Genomic DNA, 20,837 nt, shown 5'->3' on the forward strand with positions numbered 1-20,837 from the left:
ATACCGGCCGCGTCTGAGTACCCGTACTCAGGCGCGGCCCGGCCTGCCGGACGCACGATCGACCCATGCTCTGGTCCGATCGCGACGAACAGCCCGAGGAGATACAGCGGGCGCAGGCGATGCTCCGACGGGCCGGATTCATGATCGCGGTCGTCCTGCCGCTGATCATGGCGATCGCGTTCTGTCGAGGTTGAGCACCGCTGCGCTCGGGGCCGGTCCCACGCACGACCGCGGTCTGACTACCCTGATGGCCATGACCGCTGCGCGTCCCCTCGTTCTCGCCTCCGCCTCCCCGGCCCGTCTTGGGCTGCTCAAGCAGGCCGGACTCGACCCCAAGATCGTGGTCAGCGGCGTCGACGAGGACGCGATCAGCGCACCGACCCCGGCCGAGCTGGCGCGCCTCCTCGCCGAGGCCAAGGCAGCCGCCGTGGCGGACGGACTGACCGGCGGCGAACTCGTCATCGGCTGCGACTCGGTACTGGACCTCGACGGCAGCCCGCTGGGCAAGCCGCGCGACGCCGCCGACGCGACGGCGCGCTGGCGGGCCATGCGCGGCCGTACCGGCGTGCTGCGTACCGGGCACTGTGTGATCGACACCGCGAGCGGCCGGCAGGCCAGCGAGACCGCCTCCACGACCGTGCGGTTCGGGACCCCGGACGACACCGAGATCGAGGCGTACGTGGCCAGCGGCGAACCGCTCTATGTGGCGGGCGCGTTCACCCTCGACGGCCGGTCGGCTCCGTTCATCGACGGCATCGACGGCGACCCGGGCAACGTCATCGGCCTGTCGCTTCCCCTGCTGCGCCGTCTGCTGGCCGAACTGGGCATCCGCATCACGGACTTGTGGGGCTAGGGGTCCCTCCGGCCTCCGGCGCGACGCCGTTGTTCGCCGCGCCGATCTCGGCGTAGAGCACCAGCGTCGCCACCACCAGGCCGAGCGTCACCATCATCGCGACGAACGCCGGCCAGCCGACCATCCCGACGACGGCCGCCCCGAGAAGGCCGTGCAGCACGGCGCAGACGACCAGCACGATACGGGCGAAGCGGCCGGGGGCACGGTCGGTTACGGCGGTACGTATCGCTATCGCGGCGCAGAACAGCAGGAACACAGCGAAGGCCGCACCGGCCGCGAAGGCCCCCGCCGACATGGCTCCGGGCGCCAGGCCGCCGAGCGACATGCTTTGACGTTTCACCGCCAACCCGAGCACGAGGTTGATGAACGCGATGACGAACGCCTCGATGATCAGCACGCCCGCCGCGACCGCCACCACCGGTCTGCGCATCCTCCCCCACCTCCCTTAGGCCGTGGGGACACCCCTCGGCCCCTCGTTACCGCCGGTATCGGCAGGGCTGACGCTACTAACGGGTAATGGCGGGGACAAGAGGTGTGCGGTAGGGGTCCTGAGGGGCTCTGCCGCCGTCATCCTTCCGAGCGCCAACACCCGGCAAACTTTCCGCCCTGGAATCGTGGAATTCCCACAAAGAATCCGGGCTACACCTGCCGCCCCGGCACTCCGTGCGAACCCCGCCACAAGGCCGGTGATCAGTGGCGAATTCCGGGCGTACCTTGGTGCGACAAGGGCTCAGGCGTCGCCCGACGATGTGGCACCACCCTGCGTGTGGGCAAGGTCACCCATAGGGGTGGCTCGGCACGACGTGTCGGCAGTCCCTAAACTCACCTTGTTTCAAGGAGGGAGCCATCGTGCGCAAGGTGCTCATCGCGAACCGCGGCGAAATCGCCGTTCGTGTCGCTCGTGCTTGCCAGGACGCCGGGATCGCCAGCGTAGCCGTCTACGCCGATCCGGACCGGGATGCGCTGCACGTGCGCACGGCCGACGAGGCCTACGCGCTCGGCGGCGACACCCCCGCCACCAGCTACCTGGACATCACCAAGGTCCTCAAGGCCGCCGCCGACTCCGGCGCCGACGCCATCCACCCCGGCTACGGCTTCCTGTCGGAAAACGCCGACTTCGCCCAAGCCGTCCTGGACGCCGGCCTGATCTGGATCGGCCCGCCCCCGCAGGCCATCCGCGACCTCGGCGACAAGGTCGCCGCCCGCCACATCGCCCAACGCGCCGGAGCCCCCCTGGTCGCCGGCACCCCCGACCCCGTCTCCGGCGCCGACGAGGTCGTGGAGTTCGCGCAGCAGCACGGCCTTCCCATCGCCATCAAGGCCGCCTTCGGCGGCGGCGGCCGCGGCCTGAAGGTCGCCCGCACCCTCGAAGAAGTCCCCGAACTCTACGAGTCCGCGGTACGCGAGGCGGTCGCCGCGTTCGGCCGCGGCGAGTGCTTCGTCGAGCGCTACCTCGACCGCCCCCGGCACGTGGAAACCCAGTGCCTGGCCGACACCCACGGCAACGTCGTGGTCGTCTCCACCCGCGACTGCTCGCTGCAGCGCCGCCACCAAAAGCTCGTCGAGGAAGCCCCCGCGCCGTTCCTGACGCCCGAGCAGAACGCCGAGCTGTACCGCGCCTCCAAGGCCATCCTGCGCGAGGCCGGCTACGTCGGCGCGGGCACCTGCGAGTTCCTCGTCGGGCAGGACGGCACGATCTCCTTCCTGGAGGTCAACACCCGCCTGCAGGTCGAGCACCCGGTCACCGAAGAGGTCACCGGCATCGACCTGGTCCGCGAGATGTTCCGCATCGCCGACGGCGAACCCCTCGGCTACGACGACCCGCCGCTGCGTGGCCACTCCTTCGAGTTCCGCATCAACGGCGAGGACCCCGGCCGTAACTTCCTGCCCGCGCCGGGCACCGTGACCGCCTTCCAGCCGCCCGCCGGACCGGGTGTGCGGCTGGACGCCGGTGTGGAGTCCGGCAGTGTGATCGGCCCGGCCTGGGACTCCCTGCTCGCCAAGCTCATCGTCACCGGCGCCACCCGCGCCCAGGCCCTGCAGCGCGCCAAGCGGGCACTGGCCGAGTTCACCGTCGAGGGCATGGCCACCGCCATCCCGTTCCACCGCGCCGTGGTCACCGACCCCGCCTTCGCCCCCGAACTGACCGGCAGCGGCGAGGCGTTCACCGTCCACACCCGCTGGATCGAAACCGAATTCGTCAACGACATCCCCGTCTTCACCGGCGCGGCCACCGAAGACGAGGAATCCGAGACCGCCCGGGAAACCGTCGTCGTCGAGGTCGGCGGCAAACGCCTGGAAGTCACCCTCCCCGCCTCCCTCGGCGTCGCCACCACCGCCGCACCCGCGGGCGCGAAGAAGGCCCCCCGCCGCAAGGCCACCAAGAAGTCCGGTCCCGCCGCCTCCGGTGACGCCCTCACCTCGCCGATGCAGGGCACCATCGTCAAGGTCGCCGTGGAAGAGGGCCAGGAAGTCAGTGAAGGCGACCTGATCGTGGTACTGGAAGCGATGAAGATGGAACAGCCCATCAACGCCCACCGCCCCGGCACCGTCAAGTCCCTCACCGCCGAAGTCGGCTCGTCGCTCTCCTCCGGCGCCGTCATCTGCGAGATCAAGGACTGAGGCAGTAGCGCGTGGGTGGGCCCCGGCCGAGATCTCGGCCGGGGCCCACACTGTTCTCGGACGAGACCGCTTCCAGCCGCGCAATGGGATTGTGGAGGCCAGGAGAGTTCAGGGGGCCGGGGCACAGGAAGGGTCGGGGCGATGGCGAAGCCGATGCGGGCGGATGCACGGCGCAACTACGAGCGGCTGGTGGCGGAGGCCAAGACCGCGTTCCTGGAGCAGGGCACCAACGCCTCGCTGGAGGACATCGCACGCCGGGCCCGGGTGGGCATCGGCACCCTCTACCGGCACTTCCCCTGCCGTATCGCGCTGATCGACGCGGTGTACCAGGAGGAGGTGGACAAGCTCGTCGCCCGCGCCGACGAACTGGCCGACGCCGAGGACCCGTTCGAGGGGCTGGCCGAATGGCTACGGGCGGTGTTGCGGCACGCCAGCACGTACCGCGGCCTGGCCGCCTCCCTGATGGAATCGGACCGCGCGCCGGGGGCAGGCGCCACGATGACCGCGTGCAAGGTCCCGATGCGCAACGCGGGCGGCGCGCTGCTGACACGGGCCCAACAGGCCGGGCTGGTACGCGAGGACACGAACATCCCCGACCTGTTGCAGCTCACTCATGTCATCGGGCTCGCGGCGGAAAAGACCCCCGACGACCCGGAAATCGCCGAGCGCCTCCTCACCCTGGCGTTGGACGGTCTGCGGTTCCACCGCGTCCCGCCGGTGGATGCCGCTCGGAACCCCAGCCGAACGGCCCCGTAACCCGGAACTACCGCCTGCGCGGGGCCAGATCGGCGACCCGGCCCGGTGCGGACTGCTCCGGCGGGAGCGGGGCACTGCGCAGTGCCGCGCCCGGCTGGCCGCCACCCGGCCGGACATGCCGCCGCGGGCCCGGTACCGGAACGTCCCTGCGGGTCCGGCCGCCACCGGTCTCACCGCCGTCGGACGGTGAGACAGAGGCAACGGTGATACGCACCCCGCAGTCGGCGAGCGCCTGCAGTTCGGTCGCCGCGCGGTCGTCGCCCATCGGCGGCTCGTCGGTGACCAGATGGGTTATGACGTCGGACGGCACGGTCTGGAACATGGTGTCGGTACCGAGCTTGCTGTGATCGGCCAGCACGACGACCTCGGCGGCCGCCTGGACCAGGGCGCGGTCCACGCTCGCGGAGAGCATGTTGGAGGTGGACAGACCGCGCTCCGCGGTGAGGCCGCTGCCGGACAGGAACGCCCGGGTCACCCGCAGCCCCTGCAGGGACTGCTCGGCCCCGCTGCCGACCAGCGCGTAGTTCGAGCCGCGCAGTGTGCCACCGGTCATGACGACTTCGACCCGGTTGGCGTGCGCCAACGCCTGTGCCACCAAGAGGGAGTTGGTCACTACTGTGAGTCCGGGAATGCGCGCGAGCCGACGGGCCAGCTCCTGCGTGGTGGTCCCGGCGCCTACGACAATGGCCTCGCCCTCTTCGACGAGACCGGCCGCGAGATCGGCGATCGCCGTCTTCTCCGCGGTCGCTAGATGGGTCTTCTGCGGAAAGCCGGATTCCCTGGTGAAGCCGCCCGGCAGCACGGCACCACCGTGCCGACGGTCGAGCAGTCCTTCTGCCTCAAGCGCCCGCACGTCCCGCCGTACGGTCACTTCGGAGGTCTGGACGACGCGGGCGAGTTCACGGAGCGAGACCGCCCCGTTCGCTCGCACCATTTCGAGGATCAACTGACGACGTTCTGCTGCGAACACGAAACTGACAGTAATGCCAACAGGCGTCTACTTTCAGCAGTTTGCACCAATTAACAGAAGTTGTTCATGTGCGCACCGTGCGAGTGCTATAGGCAGTGGGAGCGCCGGGCGTGCTACGCGCTGGTCGTCTTGCGGTTGTGCAACTGACGGGCCACCTCCGCGACCGACCCGGACAGCGACGGGTAGACGGTGAACGCGTTGGCGATCTGCTCGACCGTCAGGTTGTTGTCGACCGCGATCGAAATCGGGTGGATCAACTCGCTGGCACGTGGCGCGACCACCACGCCGCCGACCACGATGCCGGTGCCCGGACGGCAGAACAGCTTGACGAAGCCGTCCCTGATGCCCTGCATCTTCGCACGCGGGTTACGCAGCAGCGGCAGCTTCACCATCCGTGCGTCGATGATGCCGTTGTCCACGTCCGCCTGGCTGTAACCGACGGTGGCGATCTCCGGGTCGGTGAAGACGTTCGCCGACACCGTCTTCAGGTTCAGCGGAGCGACCGCGTCACCGAGGAAGTGGTACATCGCGATCCGGCCCTGCATCGCGGCCACCGACGCCAGCGCGAGCACGCCGGTGCAGTCGCCCGCGGCGTAGACGCCAGGGGCGGTGGTCCGCGAGACCTTGTCGGTCCAGATGTGTCCGGACTCCTTCAGCTTGACGCCGGCTTCCTCCAAGCCGATTTCGGCGCTGTTCGGGATCGATCCGACCGCCATCAGGCAGTGCGTGCCGCTGATCACCCGGCCGTCGGCCAGCGTCACCTCGACCCGGTCGCCGACCCGCTTGGCGGCGGCGGCCCGGGAGCGGGCCATCACGTTCATACCGCGCCGCCGGAACACGTCCTCCAGCACCGCGGCGGCGTCCGGGTCCTCACCGGGCAGCACCCGGTCACGCGAGGAGACCAAGGTCACCTTCGAGCCGAGCGCCTGGTACGCACCGGCGAACTCGGCGCCGGTGACACCGGAGCCGACCACGATGAGCTCCTCGGGCAGCTCGTCGAGGTCGTAGACCTGGGTCCAGTTCAGGATCCGCTCGCCGTCCGGCAGGGCGTCGGGGATCTCCCGCGGGTGCGCGCCGGTCGCGATGAGGACCGCGTCGGCGGTCAGCGCCTCGGTCGTACCGTCGGCGGCGGTGACGGTCACGGTGCGCGTGCCGTCCGGCGCCTGCTGCGGCTCCAGACGGCCGCGGCCACGCAGCACCCGGCCGCCGGCGCGGGTGACGGCGGCGGTGATGTCGTGCGACTGGGCGAGCGCGAGGCGCTTCACCCGGCGGTTGACCTTGCCCAGGTCGACTCCGACGACCCGGGCGGACTGTTCGAGCGCGGGCGTATCGTCCGCCACGATGATGCCGAGCTCTTCGTAGGAAGAGTCGAAGGTCGTCATGACCTCGGCTGTGGCGATCAACGTCTTCGACGGTACGCAGTCGGTGAGTACCGACGCCCCGCCCAGGCCGTCGCAGTCAACGACGGTCACCTCCGCGCCCAGTTGGGCCGCGACCAGCGCCGCCTCGTATCCGCCGGGTCCGCCACCGATGATCACGATCCGAGTCACGTGCTCCATTGTCCCGCACGCGGGCCCTTCCTCTCTCCTCGGGGCTGCCTGCGGGATGCTCCGGGCTCCCTGCGGGATGTTTCCCGGCTCTCCCTGGAGGGCGGTTCGGAGCTCCCTGCGGAGGGCTGGGGAGGGGCGGGGGCGCGCGACGCGGGGCTGATGTGCGCCGGGGGCCGGGCCTGGCGATCTTGGCGTACCGGGTGCTCAGTTCGTTCCCGTACCCTGTCGGCCATGTCGCTCTACGCCGCCTACGCCGGGAACCTCGATGCGAGGCTGATGACCCGCCGCGCGCCCCACTCGCCGCTGCGCGGCACGGGCTGGCTGGACGGCTGGCGGTTGACGTTCGGCGGGGAGCACATGGGGTGGGAGGGCGCGCTGGCGACTCTCGTCGAGGACCCCCTGCACCAGGTTTTCGTAGGTCTCTACGACATCGCGCCGGTCGACGAGGAGTCGATGGACCGGTGGGAGGGCGTGCCGCTCGGGATCTACCGCCGCACGACGATGCGGGTGCACACGCTGGACGGGGATATCGCGGCGTGGGTGTACGTGCTGAACGACTACGAGGGTGGGTTGCCGTCGGCGCGGTATCTCGGGGAGATCGCCGATGCGGCGGAGTCGGCGGGAGCGCCGCACGACTACGTCATGGAGTTGCGAAAGCGCCCCTGCTAGTTCGCTCGCGCTTGGCGGTTCCGGGTAAGGCGTTCTGCCTCCCCCCGTTTGCCGGTGCCCGCAATCTCGCCGTTACGCGGGGTGGCCTGCGGCCCGGTTGCGGTTCCGCTCGCGCTTGGCGGTTCCGGGTACGGAGATTTCCCTCCCACCCCCCGTTGCCGATGCCCGCATCTTGCCGTTGCGCGCGGCTGCCGTGGGGTCGGGGGCGGGCCGGGGTGTCTCCTCGCTCCAGCTATCACTGCACAGTTACGGTGCTTCCTGGGGTCGCTGCGGGGACACCCCGGCCCACCCCCTTCCGTCAGTTCCTGCGCTTGCAGCTGAGTGGGTGGAGATGCGGACCCGAGGGGATAGAAGGCCAAAAGAAATCGCACCCCCTGCGGATCGTGATGGCCACCGAGTCGCAGCGCGGGAAACAACGTGAGGGGTCGGGGCGGGTGGGAGAAAGAGCCAAACGCGGCGCGAGTCAAAACGTGATGAACTGCATCTACGCGCGTAGCCACACGCGCGCTACCCTCTCCGCGTGAACGCAACAGCAAATCTCTCCACCGACCCCTACGCCGCCGCAGACGCGGCGGCGTCCCGCCTGCGCGAGCTGACAGGCGCCGAAACCCATGACGTCGCGCTCGTCATGGGTTCCGGCTGGGTCCCGGCCGCCGACGCGCTCGGCGACGCCGAGCACGAGTTCCCCGTCACCGAGCTGCCCGGCTTCCCGCCGCCCGCCGTCGCCGGCCACTCCGGCAAGATCCGTTCCGTGCGGGTGGGCGAGAAGCGCGCCCTGGTGTTCCTGGGCCGTACCCACCTGTACGAGGGCCGCGGCGTGGCCCCCGTCGTGCACGGCGTGCGTACCGCGGTCGCCGCGGGGTGCAAGACCGTCGTGCTGACCAACGGCTGCGGTGGGCTGCGCCCCACCTTCAAGCCCGGCGAGGCGGTGCTGATCAGCGACCACATCAACATGACGGCGACCTCGCCGATCGTGGGCGCGAACTTCGTCGACCTCACCGACCTGTACTCGCCGCGGCTGCGCGCGCTGTGCAAGGAGGTGGACCCGACGCTGACCGAGGGCGTCTACGTCCAGCTGCCCGGCCCGCACTACGAGACCCCGGCCGAGATCGGCATGGTGCGCGCGATCGGTGGCGACCTGGTGGGTATGTCGACCACGCTGGAGGCGATCGCCGCTCGTGAGGCGGGCGCCGAGGTGCTCGGTATCTCGCTGGTGACCAACCTCGCCGCGGGTATGACGGGCGAGCCGCTCAACCACGAAGAGGTCCTGGAAGCAGGCCGCGACTCCGCCAGCCGGATGGGCAGCCTCCTCGCCCAGGTGCTCGGCCGCATCTAACTCACCCGCAAGGAGCCGCAGATGGGAATGGACACGCTGACCCGGGCTCGCGCCTGGCTGGCGGAAGACCCGGATCCGGAGACCCGCGCCGAGTTGGCGGCGCTGATCGACGCCGGTACGCCGGAGGCCGAGGTGGAGATCGCCGAGCGCTTCTCCGGAACGCTCCAGTTCGGCACCGCCGGACTGCGCGGTGAGCTCGGCGCGGGTCCGATGCGGATGAACCGCGCCGTGGTGATCCGCGCGGCGGCGGGCCTGACCGCGTACCTCAAGGCGCAGGGCCACACCAAGGGCCTGGTGGTGATCGGGTACGACGCCCGCCACAAGTCGTACGACTTCGCCCGCGACACCGCGGCCGTGGTGACCGGTGCCGGGCTGCGTGCCGCCCTGCTGCCGGGACCGCTGCCGACGCCGGTACTGGCGTTCGCCATCCGGGAGTTGGGCGCTGCCGCGGGTGTGATGGTGACCGCCAGCCACAACCCGCCGCAGGACAACGGCTACAAGGTCTACCTCGGTGACGGCTCGCAGATCGTGCCGCCCGCGGACGCGGGGATCGCCGCGGAGATCGCCGCGATCGGCGCGCTCGCCGAAGTGCCCTTGGCGGACGGCGGGTGGCAGACGCTCGACGAGTCGATCGTCGAGGCCTACCTCGACCGCGCCGCGACCGTGGTCGCCCCGGGCGGCCCGCGCGACGTCTCCGTCGTCTACACGCCGATGCACGGCGTCGGCCGGGACGTGCTGACCGCCGCCTTCGCCAGAGCCGGGTTCCCGGCTCCGGCGGTCGTGCCGCAGCAGGCGGAGCCGGATCCGGACTTCCCGACCGTGGCGTTCCCCAACCCGGAGGAGCCGGGGGCGATGGATCTGGCCTTCGCGCACGCCCGCGCCGAGGCCCCGGACATCGTTATCGCCAACGACCCGGACGCGGACCGCTGCGCGGTGGCCGTACCGGACGCCGCCGCGGCGAGCGGCTGGCGGATGCTGCGCGGTGACGAGGTGGGCGCGCTGCTCGCCGCGCACCTGGTGCGCAGGGGCGCGACCGGCACGCTGGCCGCCTCGATCGTCTCGTCCTCGCTGCTGTCGCGGATCGCGGCCGCCGCCGGACTGCCGTACGAGGACACGCTGACCGGTTTCAAGTGGATCGCCCGGGTACCCGGTCTGCGGTACGGGTACGAGGAGGCGCTCGGCTACTGCGTCGACCCCGAGGGCGTGCGCGACAAGGACGGTGTCACCGCGGCGCTGGTCGCCGCCGAGCTGGCGGCCGGGCTGAAGGCGGAGGGCCGGACCCTCACCGACCTCCTCGACGAGCTCGCCGTGGAGCACGGGCTGCACGCCACCGACCAGCTCTCGGTGCGGGTCGCCGACCTGGCGCTGATCGCCGACGCGATGGCCCGGCTGCGCGAGCAGCCGCCCGCCGAGCTGGCCGGTCTCGCCGTCACCTCGGCCGAGGACCTCAGCCAGGGCAGTGACCGGCTGCCACCCACCGATGGCCTGCGGTACCACCTGGCGGGCAACGGGACGGTCTCCTCGGCGCGGGTCATCGTGCGCCCGAGCGGCACCGAGCCGAAGCTGAAGTGCTACCTGGAAGTCGTCGTACCGGTGGACTCGCGCGATGCGCTGCCTTCCGCCCGGGGTGCGGCGGATGGGGTGCTGGAGTCGCTGAAGAAGGACCTGGCGGCCGCCGCCGGGATCTGACAGCCGCCGTACGGGGCCGGGCGACCGGCCCCGTACGCGTTTCAGCCGACGGCGAGCAGGACCGGGGTCTCAGCCGATGGCGAGCAGGACCGCGAGGGCGATCGCTCCCACGGCCGACGGCGCGATGATCTCGTAGGCCCACCGGATGGTGATCTCGCCCTTGGCGCCCTCGTTGCCCGCGTTGCGCTCGGCGAGTTCCCGCAGGTCGTCCACCGCCTGGTCGGCAGGCGCGCGCAGCGGTGCGTCGGGGCGCAGCCGCAGGGTGCGCGGGCCGCGGCCGAAGGGGTCCTCGGCGGTCGCCCGCGCGGCCTGCCGGGCCGCCCGCTTGCGGGCGCGCAGCGAGACCGGCACCGACCAGAGCTGGAACTTCCGCCCGCCCGCGAGGACTTCACTGGAGTACCCGGAGCGGACGGTCTCCACCGTCGCCCAGGGGATCGTGATGGAACGGAACGGGTTGCGTACGAGCATCCGTACGTCGCTCGCATAGACCACCGGTCGGATGGTGAAGGCGATCACCAGCGGGGCGGCGAACAGCATTGCGGCCACCGCATCCCAAGGCGCGCGGCCGCTACCGCTGACGATCGCGTCGACGGCCAGCCAGCCGCCGAGCGCGAGCAGCAGCACCCCGCTGACAATGCCCATCGGCGACCGGAAGGACCGGTCGGCATACTTCTGCTGGGGTTGCCGGGGAGCGTCGGGGCTCGTCATGCGGACGATTGTGCATGACGTTGGTCCGTTTTCCGACGGCTCCCTTCCGTGACTTTGGCCGTACGGGCTCCTTTCGGGGCTCCCATCGGCGGGGCGGGGGCGGGAGACCGTCCGGCGGGTCTCGCTTGGCCTGCCGTCGGTTCGTGACTACCGGTCCGCGGTGCCGAGGGTGCGGTCGGTTCGTGACCGCCGGTCCGGGACGCCGGACGTGCGGTCGGGCCGTGACTGCGGTTTCGTGGCGCCGGGCGTACGGTCGGTTCCTGGCCGCCGATCCACGACGCCGAGCGCGCGATCCGTACACGCCCGCCGGAGCGCGACGCTGACCGAGCGATCGGCTCGCGACCGCTGCTCCGCGCCCCCGAAGGCGGCGGTCCGTTCGCGACCTCCGCTCCGCTCTCCGAGGGCGCGGCCCCTCGCAACGGACGAGCCCGCGGGACAAGGTCACACGGACGAGCTTTCCCGGGGGGCTGGTGCGCCGCTACGCGCGTAGATATGCTCACCTGGTGACCATGCAGACCCCTGGGCCCATCACGCCCGCATACAGCCCGCAGGCCGCGGAGCGGCTGGCGTCGATGGCCGACGTCACCGCCTCCGACGCAGCGCTGCGCCGGTTCCTCCACGGGCTGCCCGGCGTCGACGCGGTCGGCCTCGAAGGCCGCGCCGCGACGCTCGGCACCCGTTCGATCAAGACCACGGCGAAGGCGTACGCCATCGACCTGGCGATCTCCATGATCGACCTGACGACCCTTGAGGGCGCCGACACCCCCGGCAAGGTCCGGGCGCTGTGCGCCAAGGGCGTCAATCCCGACCCGACCGACCGCACCACCCCGAAGGTCGCCGCGATCTGCGTCTACCCGGACATGGTGGAGACCGCCAAGGACGCGCTCGCCGGTTCCGGGATCCACGTGGCCTCGGTCGCCACCGCCTTCCCGGCCGGGCGCGCCGCGCTGCCGGTGAAGCTGGCCGACACCGCCGACGCGGTGGCCGCGGGCGCGGACGAGATCGACATGGTCATCGACCGTGGCGCCTTCCTCTCCGGCCGCTACATGCGGGTCTTCGAGGAGATCAAGGCGGTCAAGGCGGCCTGCGCCCGTCCCGACGGCAGCGCCGCGCACCTCAAGGTGATCTTCGAGAACGGCGAGCTGTCGACGTACGACAACATCCGCCGGGCCTCCTGGCTGGCGATGCTCGCGGGCGCGGACTTCATCAAGACCTCCACCGGCAAGGTCGCGGTCAACGCCACCCCGCCGAACACGCTGCTGATGCTGGAGGCGGTACGGGACTTCCGCGCCGCCACCGGGGTGCAGGTCGGCGTGAAGCCCGCGGGCGGCATCCGCACCACCAAGGACGCCATCAAGTACCTGGTGATGGTGAACGAGACCCTGGGCGAGGAGTGGCTGACCCCGGACTGGTTCCGCTTCGGTGCCTCCAGCCTGCTGAACGACTTGCTGATGCAGCGTCAGAAGCTGAGCACCGGCCGGTACTCCGGTCCCGACTACGTGACGGTGGACTGAGCGGACATGACTATGGCTTTCGAATACGCACCGGCTCCCGAGTCCCGGGCGATCGTCGACATCGCACCCTCCTACGGGCTGTTCATCGACGGGGAGTTCCGACCGGCGGAGGACGGCAAGGTCTTCAAGACCGTCTCCCCGTCGAGCGAGGAGGTCCTGTCCGAGGTCGCACAGGCCGGTCAGTCGGATGTGGACGCGGCGGTCAGGGCCGCTCGCAAGGCGTTCGAGAAGTGGTCGGCGCTGCCCGGCTCCGAGCGCGCCAAGTACCTGTTCCGCATCGCCCGGATCATCCAGGAGCGCTCCCGCGAGCTGGCCGTGCTGGAGTCGCTGGACAACGGCAAGCCGATCCGCGAGTCCCGGGACGCCGACCTGCCGCTGGTCGCTGCGCACTTCTTCTACTACGCGGGCTGGGCCGACAAGCTCTCGCACGCCGGTTTCGGCCAGGATCCGCGTCCGCTGGGCGTGGCCGGGCAGGTCATTCCGTGGAACTTCCCGCTGCTGATGCTGGCGTGGAAGATCGCTCCGGCGCTGGCCTGCGGCAACACCGTGGTACTCAAGCCCGCCGAGACCACTCCGCTGTCGGCGCTGTTCTTCGCGGACATCTGCCGCCAGGCCGGGCTGCCGAAGGGTGTCGTCAACATCCTTACCGGCGACGGGTCCACGGGCGCCGCGCTGGTGGCCCACCCGGACGTCAACAAGGTGGCGTTCACCGGCTCGACCGAGGTCGGCAAGGCGATCGCCCGTACCGTCGCCGGTACGGACAAGAAGCTGACGCTCGAACTCGGCGGCAAGGCCGCGAACATCGTCTTCGACGACGCGCCGATCGACCAGGCGGTCGAGGGCATCGTCAACGGCATCTTCTTCAACCAGGGGCATGTCTGCTGCGCCGGATCCCGGCTGTTGGTGCAGGAGTCCGTTCAGGACGAGCTGCTGGACGCGCTCAAGCGGCGGATGTCGACGCTGCGCGTCGGTGACCCGCTGGACAAGAACACCGACATCGGCGCGATCAACTCCGCCGAGCAGCTGGCCCGCATCAAGTCCCTGGCGGACAGCGGCGAGGCCGAGGGCGCGGAACGCTGGGCGCCGTCCTGTGAACTTCCGTCCAGCGGCTACTGGTTCGCGCCGACGCTGTTCACCGGTGTCACCCAGGCGCACCGGATCGCCCGCGAGGAGATCTTCGGCCCGGTGCTGTCGGTGCTGACCTTCCGCACCCCGGCGGAAGCCGTGGAGAAGGCCAACAACACGCAGTACGGCCTGTCGGCGGGCATCTGGACCGAGAAGGGCTCGCGCATCCTGTGGATGGCCGACAAGCTCCGCGCGGGCGTGGTGTGGGCCAACACGTTCAACAAGTTCGACCCGACCTCGCCGTTCGGCGGCTACAAGGAGTCGGGCTTCGGTCGCGAGGGCGGCCGTCACGGTCTGGAGGCGTACCTCAATGTCTGATGCACGGCTGAGCGTCTTCAAGACCTACAAGCTGTTCGTCGGGGGCAAGTTCCCCCGGTCCGAGAGCGGACGGGTGTACGAGGTGGCCGACTCCAAGGGCAACTGGCTGGCGAACGCGCCGCTGGCGTCCCGCAAGGACGCGCGTGACGCGGTGGTGGCCGCCCGTAAGGCGTTCGGCGGCTGGGCGGGGGCGACCGCGTACAACCGCGGTCAGATCCTGTACCGGATCGCCGAGATGCTGGAGGGCCGCCGCGAGCAGTTCGTCCGCGAGGTGGCCGAGGCCGAGGGGCTGTCCAAGTCCAAGGCGGCGGCCGTGGTGGACGCGGCGATCGACCGCTGGGTCTGGTACGCGGGCTGGACCGACAAGATCGGCCAGATCGCGGGCGCCGCGAACCCGGTCGCCGGGCCGTACTTCAATCTGTCGACCACCGAGCCGACCGGTGTGGTGGCGGTGCTGGCCCCGCAGGACTCCTCGTTCCTCGGGCTGGTCTCGGTGCTGGCGCCGGTGATCGCGACCGGTAACACGGCCGTGGTGGTGACCTCCGAGAAGTCCCCGCTGCCCGCGCTGTCGCTGGGCGAGGTGCTGGCCACCTCGGATCTGCCCGGTGGCGTGGTCAACGTGCTGTCCGGCAAGGCGGCCGAGATCGGCCCGCACCTGGCGGCGCACAGCGATGTCAACGCGATCGATCTGACCGGCGCGGACGCCGAGTTGGCCACCGCGTTGGAGACGGCCGCGGCCGACAACCTCAAGCGGGTGCTGCGGCCGCGCGACGAGGACTGGTCGGCCGACCCCGGCACGGACCGGTTGCTGACGTTCCTGGAGACCAAGACCGTCTGGCATCCGATCGGGGTGTGACCGTCGTGATCCTGCCGGTGGGTTGGCCGTTCGCGGTCAGCCTCCCGGCAGGATTTTGGTGAGCTGGCCGACCAGCGGGAGCTGGGACAGCGAGTCGCCATCGGACAGCGGCTTGGTCAGCGGCCTGGTGGTGATCGGCTTGAAGTCGGCGATCCGGGTGCCCACCGTGTTGGTCAGCGGGTCGACGGTGGTCTTCGCCAGCGGATACAGCTGGAGGTGCTTGATCGGGGCCACCCCGCTGTCCAGGCCCTGCAGCGTGCCGCCCACCACGTCGCCGCTGCTCGGGAGGTGCAGCTCACTGCGGGCCGAAGCGGCCCCCGCGCCGGCCGCCAGCGCCGCTCCGGCGGTGGACAGGGCGACCGCGGTGCGGAGCAGTGCGCGGCCGGCTGGGATACGGAACGACATGGCGACCTACCTGACTTACCCGACATCAACGGCATCAACGAACAAACCTGTAAACACACAGCGTAGTTGATCGAGTGCGCACGGTCCACCAGCGCCGCATCGCGTCGTATGCCTCACACTGGTGTCCCGTGACTGCCGCTGACCCTGCCCACCCCGCTGCCCTCGTCGTCCTGCTGACCGGACCGTCCGGCTCGGGGAAGAGTTCACTCGCCGCCCGCGCGGCGCTTCCGGTGCTTAACCTCGACGACTTCTACAAGGAAGGCGACGACCCCACGCTGCCCGCTCTCCCGGGCGGCGGTGGCACGGACTGGGACTCACCGCGGTCCTGGGACGCGGACGCCGCCGTCGCCGCGATCGAGGCGGCGGCGCACGGCGGTACGGCGGTGGTCCCCCGCTACTCCATCGCCACCAGTTCGATCACCGGCATGACCGAGTTCACGCTGGGCGGCGCTCCCGTCTTCGTCGCCGAGGGGATCTTCGCCGCCGACATCGCGGACCGCTGCCGCGCGGCCGGGCTGCTGGCCGACGCGGTGTGCCTGCGCGGCCGACCGGCGGTCACCGCGTGGCGGCGGCTGCGGCGTGATCTGCGGGAGGGCCGCAAGTCCATGCCGTATCTGCTCCGCAGAGGTTGGCGGTTGATGCGCGCCGAACGCGGCATCGTCGCCCGGCAGGCCGCGTTGGGCGCGACGCCGTGCGGGCACGCCGAGGCGCTGGACCGGATACGGACCGCTGCCGCCAGGGTGGTTCCGGTACCGGTGCACGGCTGAGGGGGAGTTCGAGGGCGAGCCCCCGAAACCCCCGACGGCAGTACGAAGGGACGGGCACGCACGGCCCCCCCGGACGTGCGTGTCCGCCCCTTCATCCCCCATTCCCCCGGTTTACCCCGTTTTCCCCCGGGGAAAGCCTTGCCGGGCCGTTCTACGCGACCAGTTCGTCGAAGGCCTCAGCCTCGTCGCGGCCCTGGGCCAGCACCTCGTCATCGCGCAGGCGGCGCAGCGAGCGCCAGATGCTGCTCTTGACGGTGCCGACGCTGATACCGAGGATGTCGGCGATCTCCGGGTCGGTGCGCCCCTCGTAGTAGCGCAGCACCAGCATCGTGCGCTGGGTCTCCGGCAGCTTGGCGAGCGCCTGCCACAGCACGGCGCGCAGTTCGGTGCCGCGCATCGCGTCGGACTCACCGACGGTCTCGGGGAGTTCCTCGGTCGGGTACTCGTTGAGCTTGCGGCGGCGCCAGGCGCTGATGTGCAGGTTGGTCATGGTGCGGCGCAGGTAGCCGCCGACGGCCGCCTTGTCGCTGATCCGGTCCCAGGCGCGGTAGGTGGAGAACAGCGCGCTCTGCAGCAGGTCCTCCGCCTCGTGCCGGTCACCGGTCAGGTGGTACGCGGTCGCGTACAGGGAGGCGCGGCGCTCGGCGACGTAGGCGGTGAAGTCCGCCTCGCTGGACGCCTTCCGCGCGGTCGCGGCCTCCCCGTACGCGGTGGCGGCAACCCCCGCGGCCCCGCCGTCGATCGCGCTCAGGTACGGCGCCCGATGGCGCACTGTCGCCGAGCCGACCGTGTTGCGTCCGGTGCCGCGTGCGCACCCCCGCCCGCTCGGGGCACCGGACGGTCCTTCGTTCCACTGTGCGGTGTGCGGACGCTGCCGCACGATCGCGGCGGAGGTGTTGGTGTGCATAGCGCTCATCTCGTGCCCCCGTGAGTGGAACCGGTCTGGTGTGGAATTCGTGGTACTTCCCAGCGGGGCTTCCCGCTGTTGTTCCACAACTCTGGCGGACCACTTTCATGAGGCTGTCCGTCAAGTGTCACAGGCTCGTCACAGGGCCGCGCGTCCGCCTCTACATTCGGGGGTGCACGCGATGGCACCCGCCGGTGCGCCACAATGGCCTGCGTGCCCTTCCTGTTGCTTATCGAGGACGACGACGCCATCCGTACGGGCCTCGAACTGGCCCTATCCCGGCAGGGCCACCGTGTGGTGGCCGCCGCGACCGGCGAGGAAGGTCTGGAACGGCTGCGTGAGCAGCGTCCCGACCTGATCGTGCTGGACGTGATGCTGCCGGGCATCGACGGGTTCGAGGTGTGCCGTCGGATCCGCCGCACCGACCAGTTGCCGATCATCCTGCTCACCGCGCGCAGTGACGACATCGACGTGGTGGTCGGCCTGGAGTCGGGCGCCGACGACTATGTGGTCAAACCGATCCAGCCGCGGGTGCTGGACGCGCGGATCCGCGCGGTGCTGCGGCGCGGCGAGCGGGACAGCACCGATTCGGCGGCATTCGGCTCGATCGTGATCGACCGGTCCGCGATGACGGTGACCAAGGCCGGTGAGGATCTCCAGCTGACCCCGACCGAGTTGCGGCTACTGCTTGAGCTGAGCCGCCGCCCCGGACAGGCGCTGTCCCGGCAGCAGTTGCTGCGACTGGTGTGGGAGCACGACTACCTGGGCGACTCCCGGTTGGTGGACGCGTGTGTCCAGCGGCTGCGCGCCAAGGTCGAGGACGTCCCGTCGTCCCCGAAGCTGATCCGTACGGTGCGTGGCGTCGGCTACCGGTTGGACCCGCCGCAGTGACGGTGATGTTCGTGACCGCGATAGCGAGGCCATGGTGAGGTTCAGGGCCGCCCTGTCGCGGCTGAGGTTCGGCAGCCTGAGGCTGCGGCTGGTCGCGGTGTTCGCGGCGGTCGCGCTGACCGCCGCCGTCTCCGTCTCCGGTATCGCGTACTGGCTGAACCGCGACGCGGTGCTCACCCGTGCACAGAACGCGGCGCTCAACGACTTCCGCGCCTCGATGACCCGCAACATCGGTTCGCTGCCGGTGAATCCGCCGTGCGACGAGTTGCAGGAGGCCGCCAACCGCATGGCCAGCAGCACCCAGAACTACCAGGTGCTGCTGATCGCCAAGGACGGGGACGGCAACCAGTGCGCGGCCACCTCCGACCGGGACGTCTTCACCCTCGACCAGGTGCCGGCCGCGCTGCAGAAGGCGGTGCAGAACCCCCGGCCGATCAAGGACGGCAACCAGGCCGCGTACCACCTGTACTGGCAGCGGACCGCGCCCGGCGGGCGTCCGTTCCTGGTCGGTGGCGCGAAGATGATGAGCAACGGCCCGACCGGCTACATGTACAAGTCGCTGGACGCGGAGCGTTCCGACCTCAACTCGCTGGCCTGGTCGCTGGGCATCGCCACCGCGCTGGCCCTGATCGGCGCCGCGCTGCTGGCCCAGGCGGCGGCCTCCACGGTGCTGCGGCCGGTACAACGGCTCGGGGACGCGGCGCGCAGACTGGGCGAGGGGCGCCTGGACACCCGGCTGCGGATCTCGGGCACCGATGAACTCGCCGATCTGTCACGGACGTTCAACAGCGCGGCGGAGGCGTTGCAGCGCCAGGTGGAGGAGTTGAGCGGCCGGGAGGAGGCGTCCCGCAGGTTCGTCGCGGACATGTCGCACGAACTGCGCACCCCGCTGACCGCGATCACCGCGGTGACCGAGGTGCTGGAGGAGGAGGCGGACGCCCTCGACCCGATGATCGAACCGGCGGTTCGGCTGGTCGTCACCGAGACCCGGCGGCTCGGCGATCTGGTGGAGAACCTGATGGAGGTGACCCGGTTCGACGCGGGCACCGCGAAGCTGCGGGCCGACGAGGTGGACGTCGCCGACATGGTGACCGCCTGCATCGACACCCGGGCCTGGCTGGACGCGGTGGAACTGGACGCGCCGCGCGGCATCCTGGTCCGTCTGGACCCGCGGCGGCTGGACGTCATCCTGGCCAACCTGATCGGCAACGCCCTCAAGCACGGCGGCTCACCGGTGCGGGTGACCGTGCGGACCGAAGACGCGACGTTGGTCGTCGAGGTGGCGGACAACGGGCCGGGCATTCCGGAGGACGTCCTGCCGCATGTCTTCGACCGGTTCTACAAGGCGGATGCCTCGCGGGCGCGTTCGGAGGGCAGCGGTCTCGGCCTGTCCATCGCCATGGAGAACGCGCACATCCACGGCGGCACGATCACCGCGGCCAACCGGCCGGAGGGCGGCGCCGTGTTCACCCTGCGGCTGCCGATCCCGCCCGCCGAACACCATGAGTCCGGCGACCCGAGTGATCATGGGGAGCCCAACGAGCCCGAGGAGGGGCGGAGTTGACGTCGCCAAGGCGACTGGGCGCGGGGCTGGCACTGCTGGCGCTGCTGCTCGGTACGGCGGGGTGCGGGATCCGCGCCACTTCGGTGCCGGTCGACGCGGGCGCCGCGCCGACCAGGGTGTCCTGCGACCAGCCGAGGACCGGGGCGTCGGCCAAGGCGCCGGGCATGGTGGTCGCGGATGTCTATCTGGTGTGCAGCCAGCGGGTCTCGCCGGTACGGCGGATGGTTCCGGACCGGCATCAGGACCGGCTCGGCACCGCCCGCATGCTGCTGGCCGAGTTGCAGCGCAAGCCCGACCAGGCCGAGGAGCGGGGCGGCTTCGCCTCCGAGGTGCCGGGCGGGCTGACCGTCACGGCTCCGTTCCCGGGCGATCCGCCGGAGACGCTGCGGCTGAACCAGGACCCCGATGACCTGCCGTCGTACGCGGTCGGCCAGTTGGTGTGCACCGTCGCGGGGACGGTGGCGGGCGCCGCCGACCGGTCGGTGGTGCTCGGCGGCCCGGACAAGAACATGGCGCCGCTGCGCTACCGCTGCGACGACGGGCTGCGCACCCGCCCCGAGGCCGGGTCGACCGAGGGCACCAAGGTCTCCTGACGGCCCGCGGGCCGCGCCGTGACATGACGTAGGTCTCGTCCGGCGGCGCCCAGGAACCACCGCACGGTACCGGGCGTCATTCCCGGCGTGCAGCGAGATGAGCGGCAGCAGCCGACCCTGACCGGGGCGCGACCCGTGGGCGTGGTGCTCACCGCGCTGTATCTGGCGGCTGTCTGCTGGTTCACCCTGCGGCCGCTCTCCGCGACCTGGATGGCGGCGGGCAACTTCACTCCGCTGCACACCATCCGAGCCGATCTGGCGCTCGGACCGGCGGCGGCGGCGCGGAACATCGGGGGCGGTCTGCTGCTGCTCGCGCCGCTGGGCGTGCTGTTGCCGCTGGCCGGTGGGCGGTTGGACGTGCCGCCGGTGGTCTCCTTCGCCCGTACCGTCTTCACCGGTCTGATGCTCTCGTTCTGCTTCGAGGCGGGACGGACCGGGATGGCGGGCCAGGTACTGGACGTGGACGCGCTGCTGCTGAACACCACCGGGGTGGCGCTGGCGCATCTGCTGGTGGTGCCCGCGGCGCGGGCGGCACTGCGGCGGCGCCGCGGAAGCCGTCGCCGCGGTCACCAGCCGGACCGGGAGCCGCAGAGCAGGACACCGATGATGTCCGGAGTGGGCGCGGCCCGGTAACCGGCTTCCCACCCGACGTCCCACGGGCAACCGGCCCCGGGCAGGCGAACGGGCCGTGTCCCGGGGGGAAGAACACGGCCCGCTCTGGTGCGACGCCCGAAGAGGAGGGGC

General features: G+C 70.9%; 21 protein-coding genes. 15 read left to right on the forward strand and 6 right to left on the reverse strand.

What is annotated here, in order from left to right:
* Positions 1 to 65 precede the first annotated feature (65 nt).
* Positions 66 to 194: a morphogenic membrane protein MmpB gene (mmpB, locus tag P2L57_RS19555; RefSeq protein WP_275816248.1), complete on the forward strand. Its 129-nt coding sequence runs from the start codon at positions 66 to 68 to the stop codon at positions 192 to 194.
* Between the two features lie 59 nt (positions 195 to 253).
* The gene (locus P2L57_RS19560; RefSeq protein WP_275816250.1) at positions 254 to 853 is read left to right on the forward strand and encodes a nucleoside triphosphate pyrophosphatase; all 600 of its coding nucleotides are present in this window, start codon (positions 254 to 256) and stop codon (positions 851 to 853) included.
* Here P2L57_RS19560 and P2L57_RS19565 read toward each other — a convergent pair.
* Entirely contained in the window at positions 834 to 1,283 is a 450-nt protein-coding gene (locus tag P2L57_RS19565; protein ID WP_275816252.1) for a hypothetical protein, read from the reverse strand. The genes P2L57_RS19560 and P2L57_RS19565 overlap by 20 nt on opposite strands.
* Positions 1,284 to 1,702: 419 nt before the next feature.
* On the opposite strand from P2L57_RS19565, the gene P2L57_RS19570 reads away from it, so the two are divergent.
* Both P2L57_RS19570 and P2L57_RS19575 read left to right on the forward strand, forming a co-directional pair.
* Positions 1,703 to 3,475: an ATP-binding protein gene (locus P2L57_RS19570; RefSeq protein ID WP_275816254.1), complete on the forward strand. Its 1,773-nt coding sequence runs from the start codon at positions 1,703 to 1,705 to the stop codon at positions 3,473 to 3,475.
* A gap of 141 nt (positions 3,476 to 3,616) precedes the next feature.
* A complete protein-coding gene (locus P2L57_RS19575) occupies positions 3,617 to 4,231 on the forward strand; it encodes a TetR/AcrR family transcriptional regulator (RefSeq protein ID WP_275816256.1) in 615 nt (204 codons plus the stop codon).
* 7 nt (positions 4,232 to 4,238) lie between these two features.
* Here P2L57_RS19575 and P2L57_RS19580 read toward each other — a convergent pair whose 3' ends face one another.
* Together P2L57_RS19580 and P2L57_RS19585 are read right to left on the reverse strand one after the other, a co-directional pair.
* Positions 4,239 to 5,165 carry a DeoR/GlpR family DNA-binding transcription regulator gene (locus P2L57_RS19580; RefSeq protein ID WP_372515801.1) on the reverse strand — a complete coding sequence of 309 codons (927 nt, stop codon included), beginning with the start codon at positions 5,163 to 5,165 and terminating at the stop codon, positions 4,239 to 4,241.
* A 149-nt stretch (positions 5,166 to 5,314) separates the two neighbouring features.
* Positions 5,315 to 6,808 (reverse strand): NAD(P)H-quinone dehydrogenase, encoded by a 1,494-nt coding sequence (locus P2L57_RS19585; protein WP_275816518.1) that lies wholly within the window; start codon positions 6,806 to 6,808, stop codon positions 5,315 to 5,317.
* Positions 6,809 to 6,982: 174 nt separating this feature from the next.
* Here P2L57_RS19585 and P2L57_RS19590 point away from each other — a divergent pair, with 174 nt between their 5' ends.
* From P2L57_RS19590 to P2L57_RS19600, 3 genes are all read left to right on the forward strand, one after another.
* A complete protein-coding gene (locus tag P2L57_RS19590; RefSeq protein WP_275816261.1) occupies positions 6,983 to 7,420 on the forward strand; it encodes a gamma-glutamylcyclotransferase family protein in 438 nt (145 codons plus the stop codon).
* 520 nt (positions 7,421 to 7,940) lie between these two features.
* Positions 7,941 to 8,756, forward strand: coding sequence for a purine-nucleoside phosphorylase (locus P2L57_RS19595; RefSeq protein ID WP_275816263.1), 816 nt, complete (start codon positions 7,941 to 7,943; stop codon positions 8,754 to 8,756).
* A 21-nt stretch (positions 8,757 to 8,777) separates the two neighbouring features.
* A complete protein-coding gene (locus tag P2L57_RS19600; protein WP_275816265.1) occupies positions 8,778 to 10,445 on the forward strand; it encodes a phospho-sugar mutase in 1,668 nt (555 codons plus the stop codon).
* 69 nt (positions 10,446 to 10,514) lie between these two features.
* Here the strand turns inward: P2L57_RS19600 and P2L57_RS19605 are convergent, their stop codons facing one another.
* Positions 10,515 to 11,153, reverse strand: a complete 639-nt coding sequence (locus P2L57_RS19605; RefSeq protein WP_275816266.1) for a PH domain-containing protein — start codon at positions 11,151 to 11,153, stop codon at positions 10,515 to 10,517.
* A gap of 509 nt (positions 11,154 to 11,662) precedes the next feature.
* On the opposite strand from P2L57_RS19605, the gene deoC reads away from it, so the two are divergent.
* Genes deoC through P2L57_RS19620 form a run of 3 tightly spaced genes read left to right on the forward strand, consistent with a single transcriptional unit; the run spans position 11,663 to position 14,966 of the window.
* Positions 11,663 to 12,667, forward strand: coding sequence for a deoxyribose-phosphate aldolase (gene deoC, locus P2L57_RS19610; RefSeq protein ID WP_372515802.1), 1,005 nt, complete (start codon positions 11,663 to 11,665; stop codon positions 12,665 to 12,667).
* A gap of 12 nt (positions 12,668 to 12,679) precedes the next feature.
* Complete coding sequence (locus tag P2L57_RS19615) at positions 12,680 to 14,110, forward strand: aldehyde dehydrogenase family protein (RefSeq protein ID WP_275816521.1); 1,431 nt, start codon at positions 12,680 to 12,682, stop codon at positions 14,108 to 14,110.
* On the forward strand, positions 14,103 to 14,966 hold the full coding sequence (locus P2L57_RS19620) for an aldehyde dehydrogenase family protein (RefSeq protein ID WP_275816268.1): 864 nt from the start codon (positions 14,103 to 14,105) through the stop codon (positions 14,964 to 14,966). Before P2L57_RS19615 ends, P2L57_RS19620 begins: the two co-directional genes overlap by 8 nt.
* 36 nt (positions 14,967 to 15,002) lie before the next feature.
* Here P2L57_RS19620 and P2L57_RS19625 read toward each other — a convergent pair whose 3' ends face one another.
* Positions 15,003 to 15,371 (reverse strand): hypothetical protein, encoded by a 369-nt coding sequence (locus P2L57_RS19625; protein WP_275816270.1) that lies wholly within the window; start codon positions 15,369 to 15,371, stop codon positions 15,003 to 15,005.
* 128 nt (positions 15,372 to 15,499) lie between these two features.
* On the opposite strand from P2L57_RS19625, the gene P2L57_RS19630 reads away from it, so the two are divergent.
* Positions 15,500 to 16,138: a uridine kinase family protein gene (locus tag P2L57_RS19630; RefSeq protein ID WP_275816272.1), complete on the forward strand. Its 639-nt coding sequence runs from the start codon at positions 15,500 to 15,502 to the stop codon at positions 16,136 to 16,138.
* A 151-nt stretch (positions 16,139 to 16,289) separates the two neighbouring features.
* Here the strand turns inward: P2L57_RS19630 and P2L57_RS19635 are convergent, their stop codons facing one another.
* Positions 16,290 to 17,054, reverse strand: a complete 765-nt coding sequence (locus P2L57_RS19635) for a SigE family RNA polymerase sigma factor (RefSeq protein ID WP_275816274.1) — start codon at positions 17,052 to 17,054, stop codon at positions 16,290 to 16,292.
* 204 nt (positions 17,055 to 17,258) lie between these two features.
* Between P2L57_RS19635 and P2L57_RS19640 the strand changes: the two genes are divergently transcribed.
* The 4 genes from P2L57_RS19640 (at position 17,259) to P2L57_RS19655 (ending at position 20,726) form a co-directional block, all read left to right on the forward strand.
* Positions 17,259 to 17,936, forward strand: coding sequence for a response regulator (locus P2L57_RS19640; protein WP_275816276.1), 678 nt, complete (start codon positions 17,259 to 17,261; stop codon positions 17,934 to 17,936).
* Positions 17,937 to 17,967: 31 nt separating this feature from the next.
* Positions 17,968 to 19,500: an ATP-binding protein gene (locus P2L57_RS19645; RefSeq protein WP_275816278.1), complete on the forward strand. Its 1,533-nt coding sequence runs from the start codon at positions 17,968 to 17,970 to the stop codon at positions 19,498 to 19,500.
* Positions 19,497 to 20,093 carry a hypothetical protein gene (locus P2L57_RS19650; protein WP_275816279.1) on the forward strand — a complete coding sequence of 199 codons (597 nt, stop codon included), beginning with the start codon at positions 19,497 to 19,499 and terminating at the stop codon, positions 20,091 to 20,093. The genes P2L57_RS19645 and P2L57_RS19650 overlap by 4 nt, the downstream gene beginning before the upstream one ends.
* A gap of 87 nt (positions 20,094 to 20,180) precedes the next feature.
* Positions 20,181 to 20,726 (forward strand): VanZ family protein, encoded by a 546-nt coding sequence (locus tag P2L57_RS19655; RefSeq protein WP_372515778.1) that lies wholly within the window; start codon positions 20,181 to 20,183, stop codon positions 20,724 to 20,726.
* The last annotated feature ends 111 nt before the right edge of the window (positions 20,727 to 20,837 follow it).

The sequence above is a fragment of the Streptantibioticus ferralitis genome (genome assembly GCF_029223525.1).
Taxonomy (GTDB): Bacteria; Actinomycetota; Actinomycetes; order Streptomycetales; family Streptomycetaceae; genus Streptantibioticus_A; species Streptantibioticus_A ferralitis.

Coding starts and splice junctions, on each gene's coding strand:
- mmpB (WP_275816248.1), top strand. CDS start 66: ATGCTCTGGTCCGATCGCGACGAACAGCCCGAGGAGATACAGCGGGCG.
- P2L57_RS19560 (WP_275816250.1), top strand. CDS start 254: ATGACCGCTGCGCGTCCCCTCGTTCTCGCCTCCGCCTCCCCGGCCCGT.
- P2L57_RS19565 (WP_275816252.1), bottom strand. CDS start 1,283: ATGCGCAGACCGGTGGTGGCGGTCGCGGCGGGCGTGCTGATCATCGAG.
- P2L57_RS19575 (WP_275816256.1), top strand. CDS start 3,617: ATGGCGAAGCCGATGCGGGCGGATGCACGGCGCAACTACGAGCGGCTG.
- P2L57_RS19580 (WP_372515801.1), bottom strand. CDS start 5,165: ATGGTGCGAGCGAACGGGGCGGTCTCGCTCCGTGAACTCGCCCGCGTC.
- P2L57_RS19590 (WP_275816261.1), top strand. CDS start 6,983: ATGTCGCTCTACGCCGCCTACGCCGGGAACCTCGATGCGAGGCTGATG.
- P2L57_RS19600 (WP_275816265.1), top strand. CDS start 8,778: ATGGGAATGGACACGCTGACCCGGGCTCGCGCCTGGCTGGCGGAAGAC.
- P2L57_RS19605 (WP_275816266.1), bottom strand. CDS start 11,153: ATGACGAGCCCCGACGCTCCCCGGCAACCCCAGCAGAAGTATGCCGAC.
- deoC (WP_372515802.1), top strand. CDS start 11,663: ATGCAGACCCCTGGGCCCATCACGCCCGCATACAGCCCGCAGGCCGCG.
- P2L57_RS19615 (WP_275816521.1), top strand. CDS start 12,680: ATGGCTTTCGAATACGCACCGGCTCCCGAGTCCCGGGCGATCGTCGAC.
- P2L57_RS19620 (WP_275816268.1), top strand. CDS start 14,103: ATGTCTGATGCACGGCTGAGCGTCTTCAAGACCTACAAGCTGTTCGTC.
- P2L57_RS19625 (WP_275816270.1), bottom strand. CDS start 15,371: ATGTCGTTCCGTATCCCAGCCGGCCGCGCACTGCTCCGCACCGCGGTC.
- P2L57_RS19635 (WP_275816274.1), bottom strand. CDS start 17,054: ATGAGCGCTATGCACACCAACACCTCCGCCGCGATCGTGCGGCAGCGT.
- P2L57_RS19645 (WP_275816278.1), top strand. CDS start 17,968: ATGGTGAGGTTCAGGGCCGCCCTGTCGCGGCTGAGGTTCGGCAGCCTG.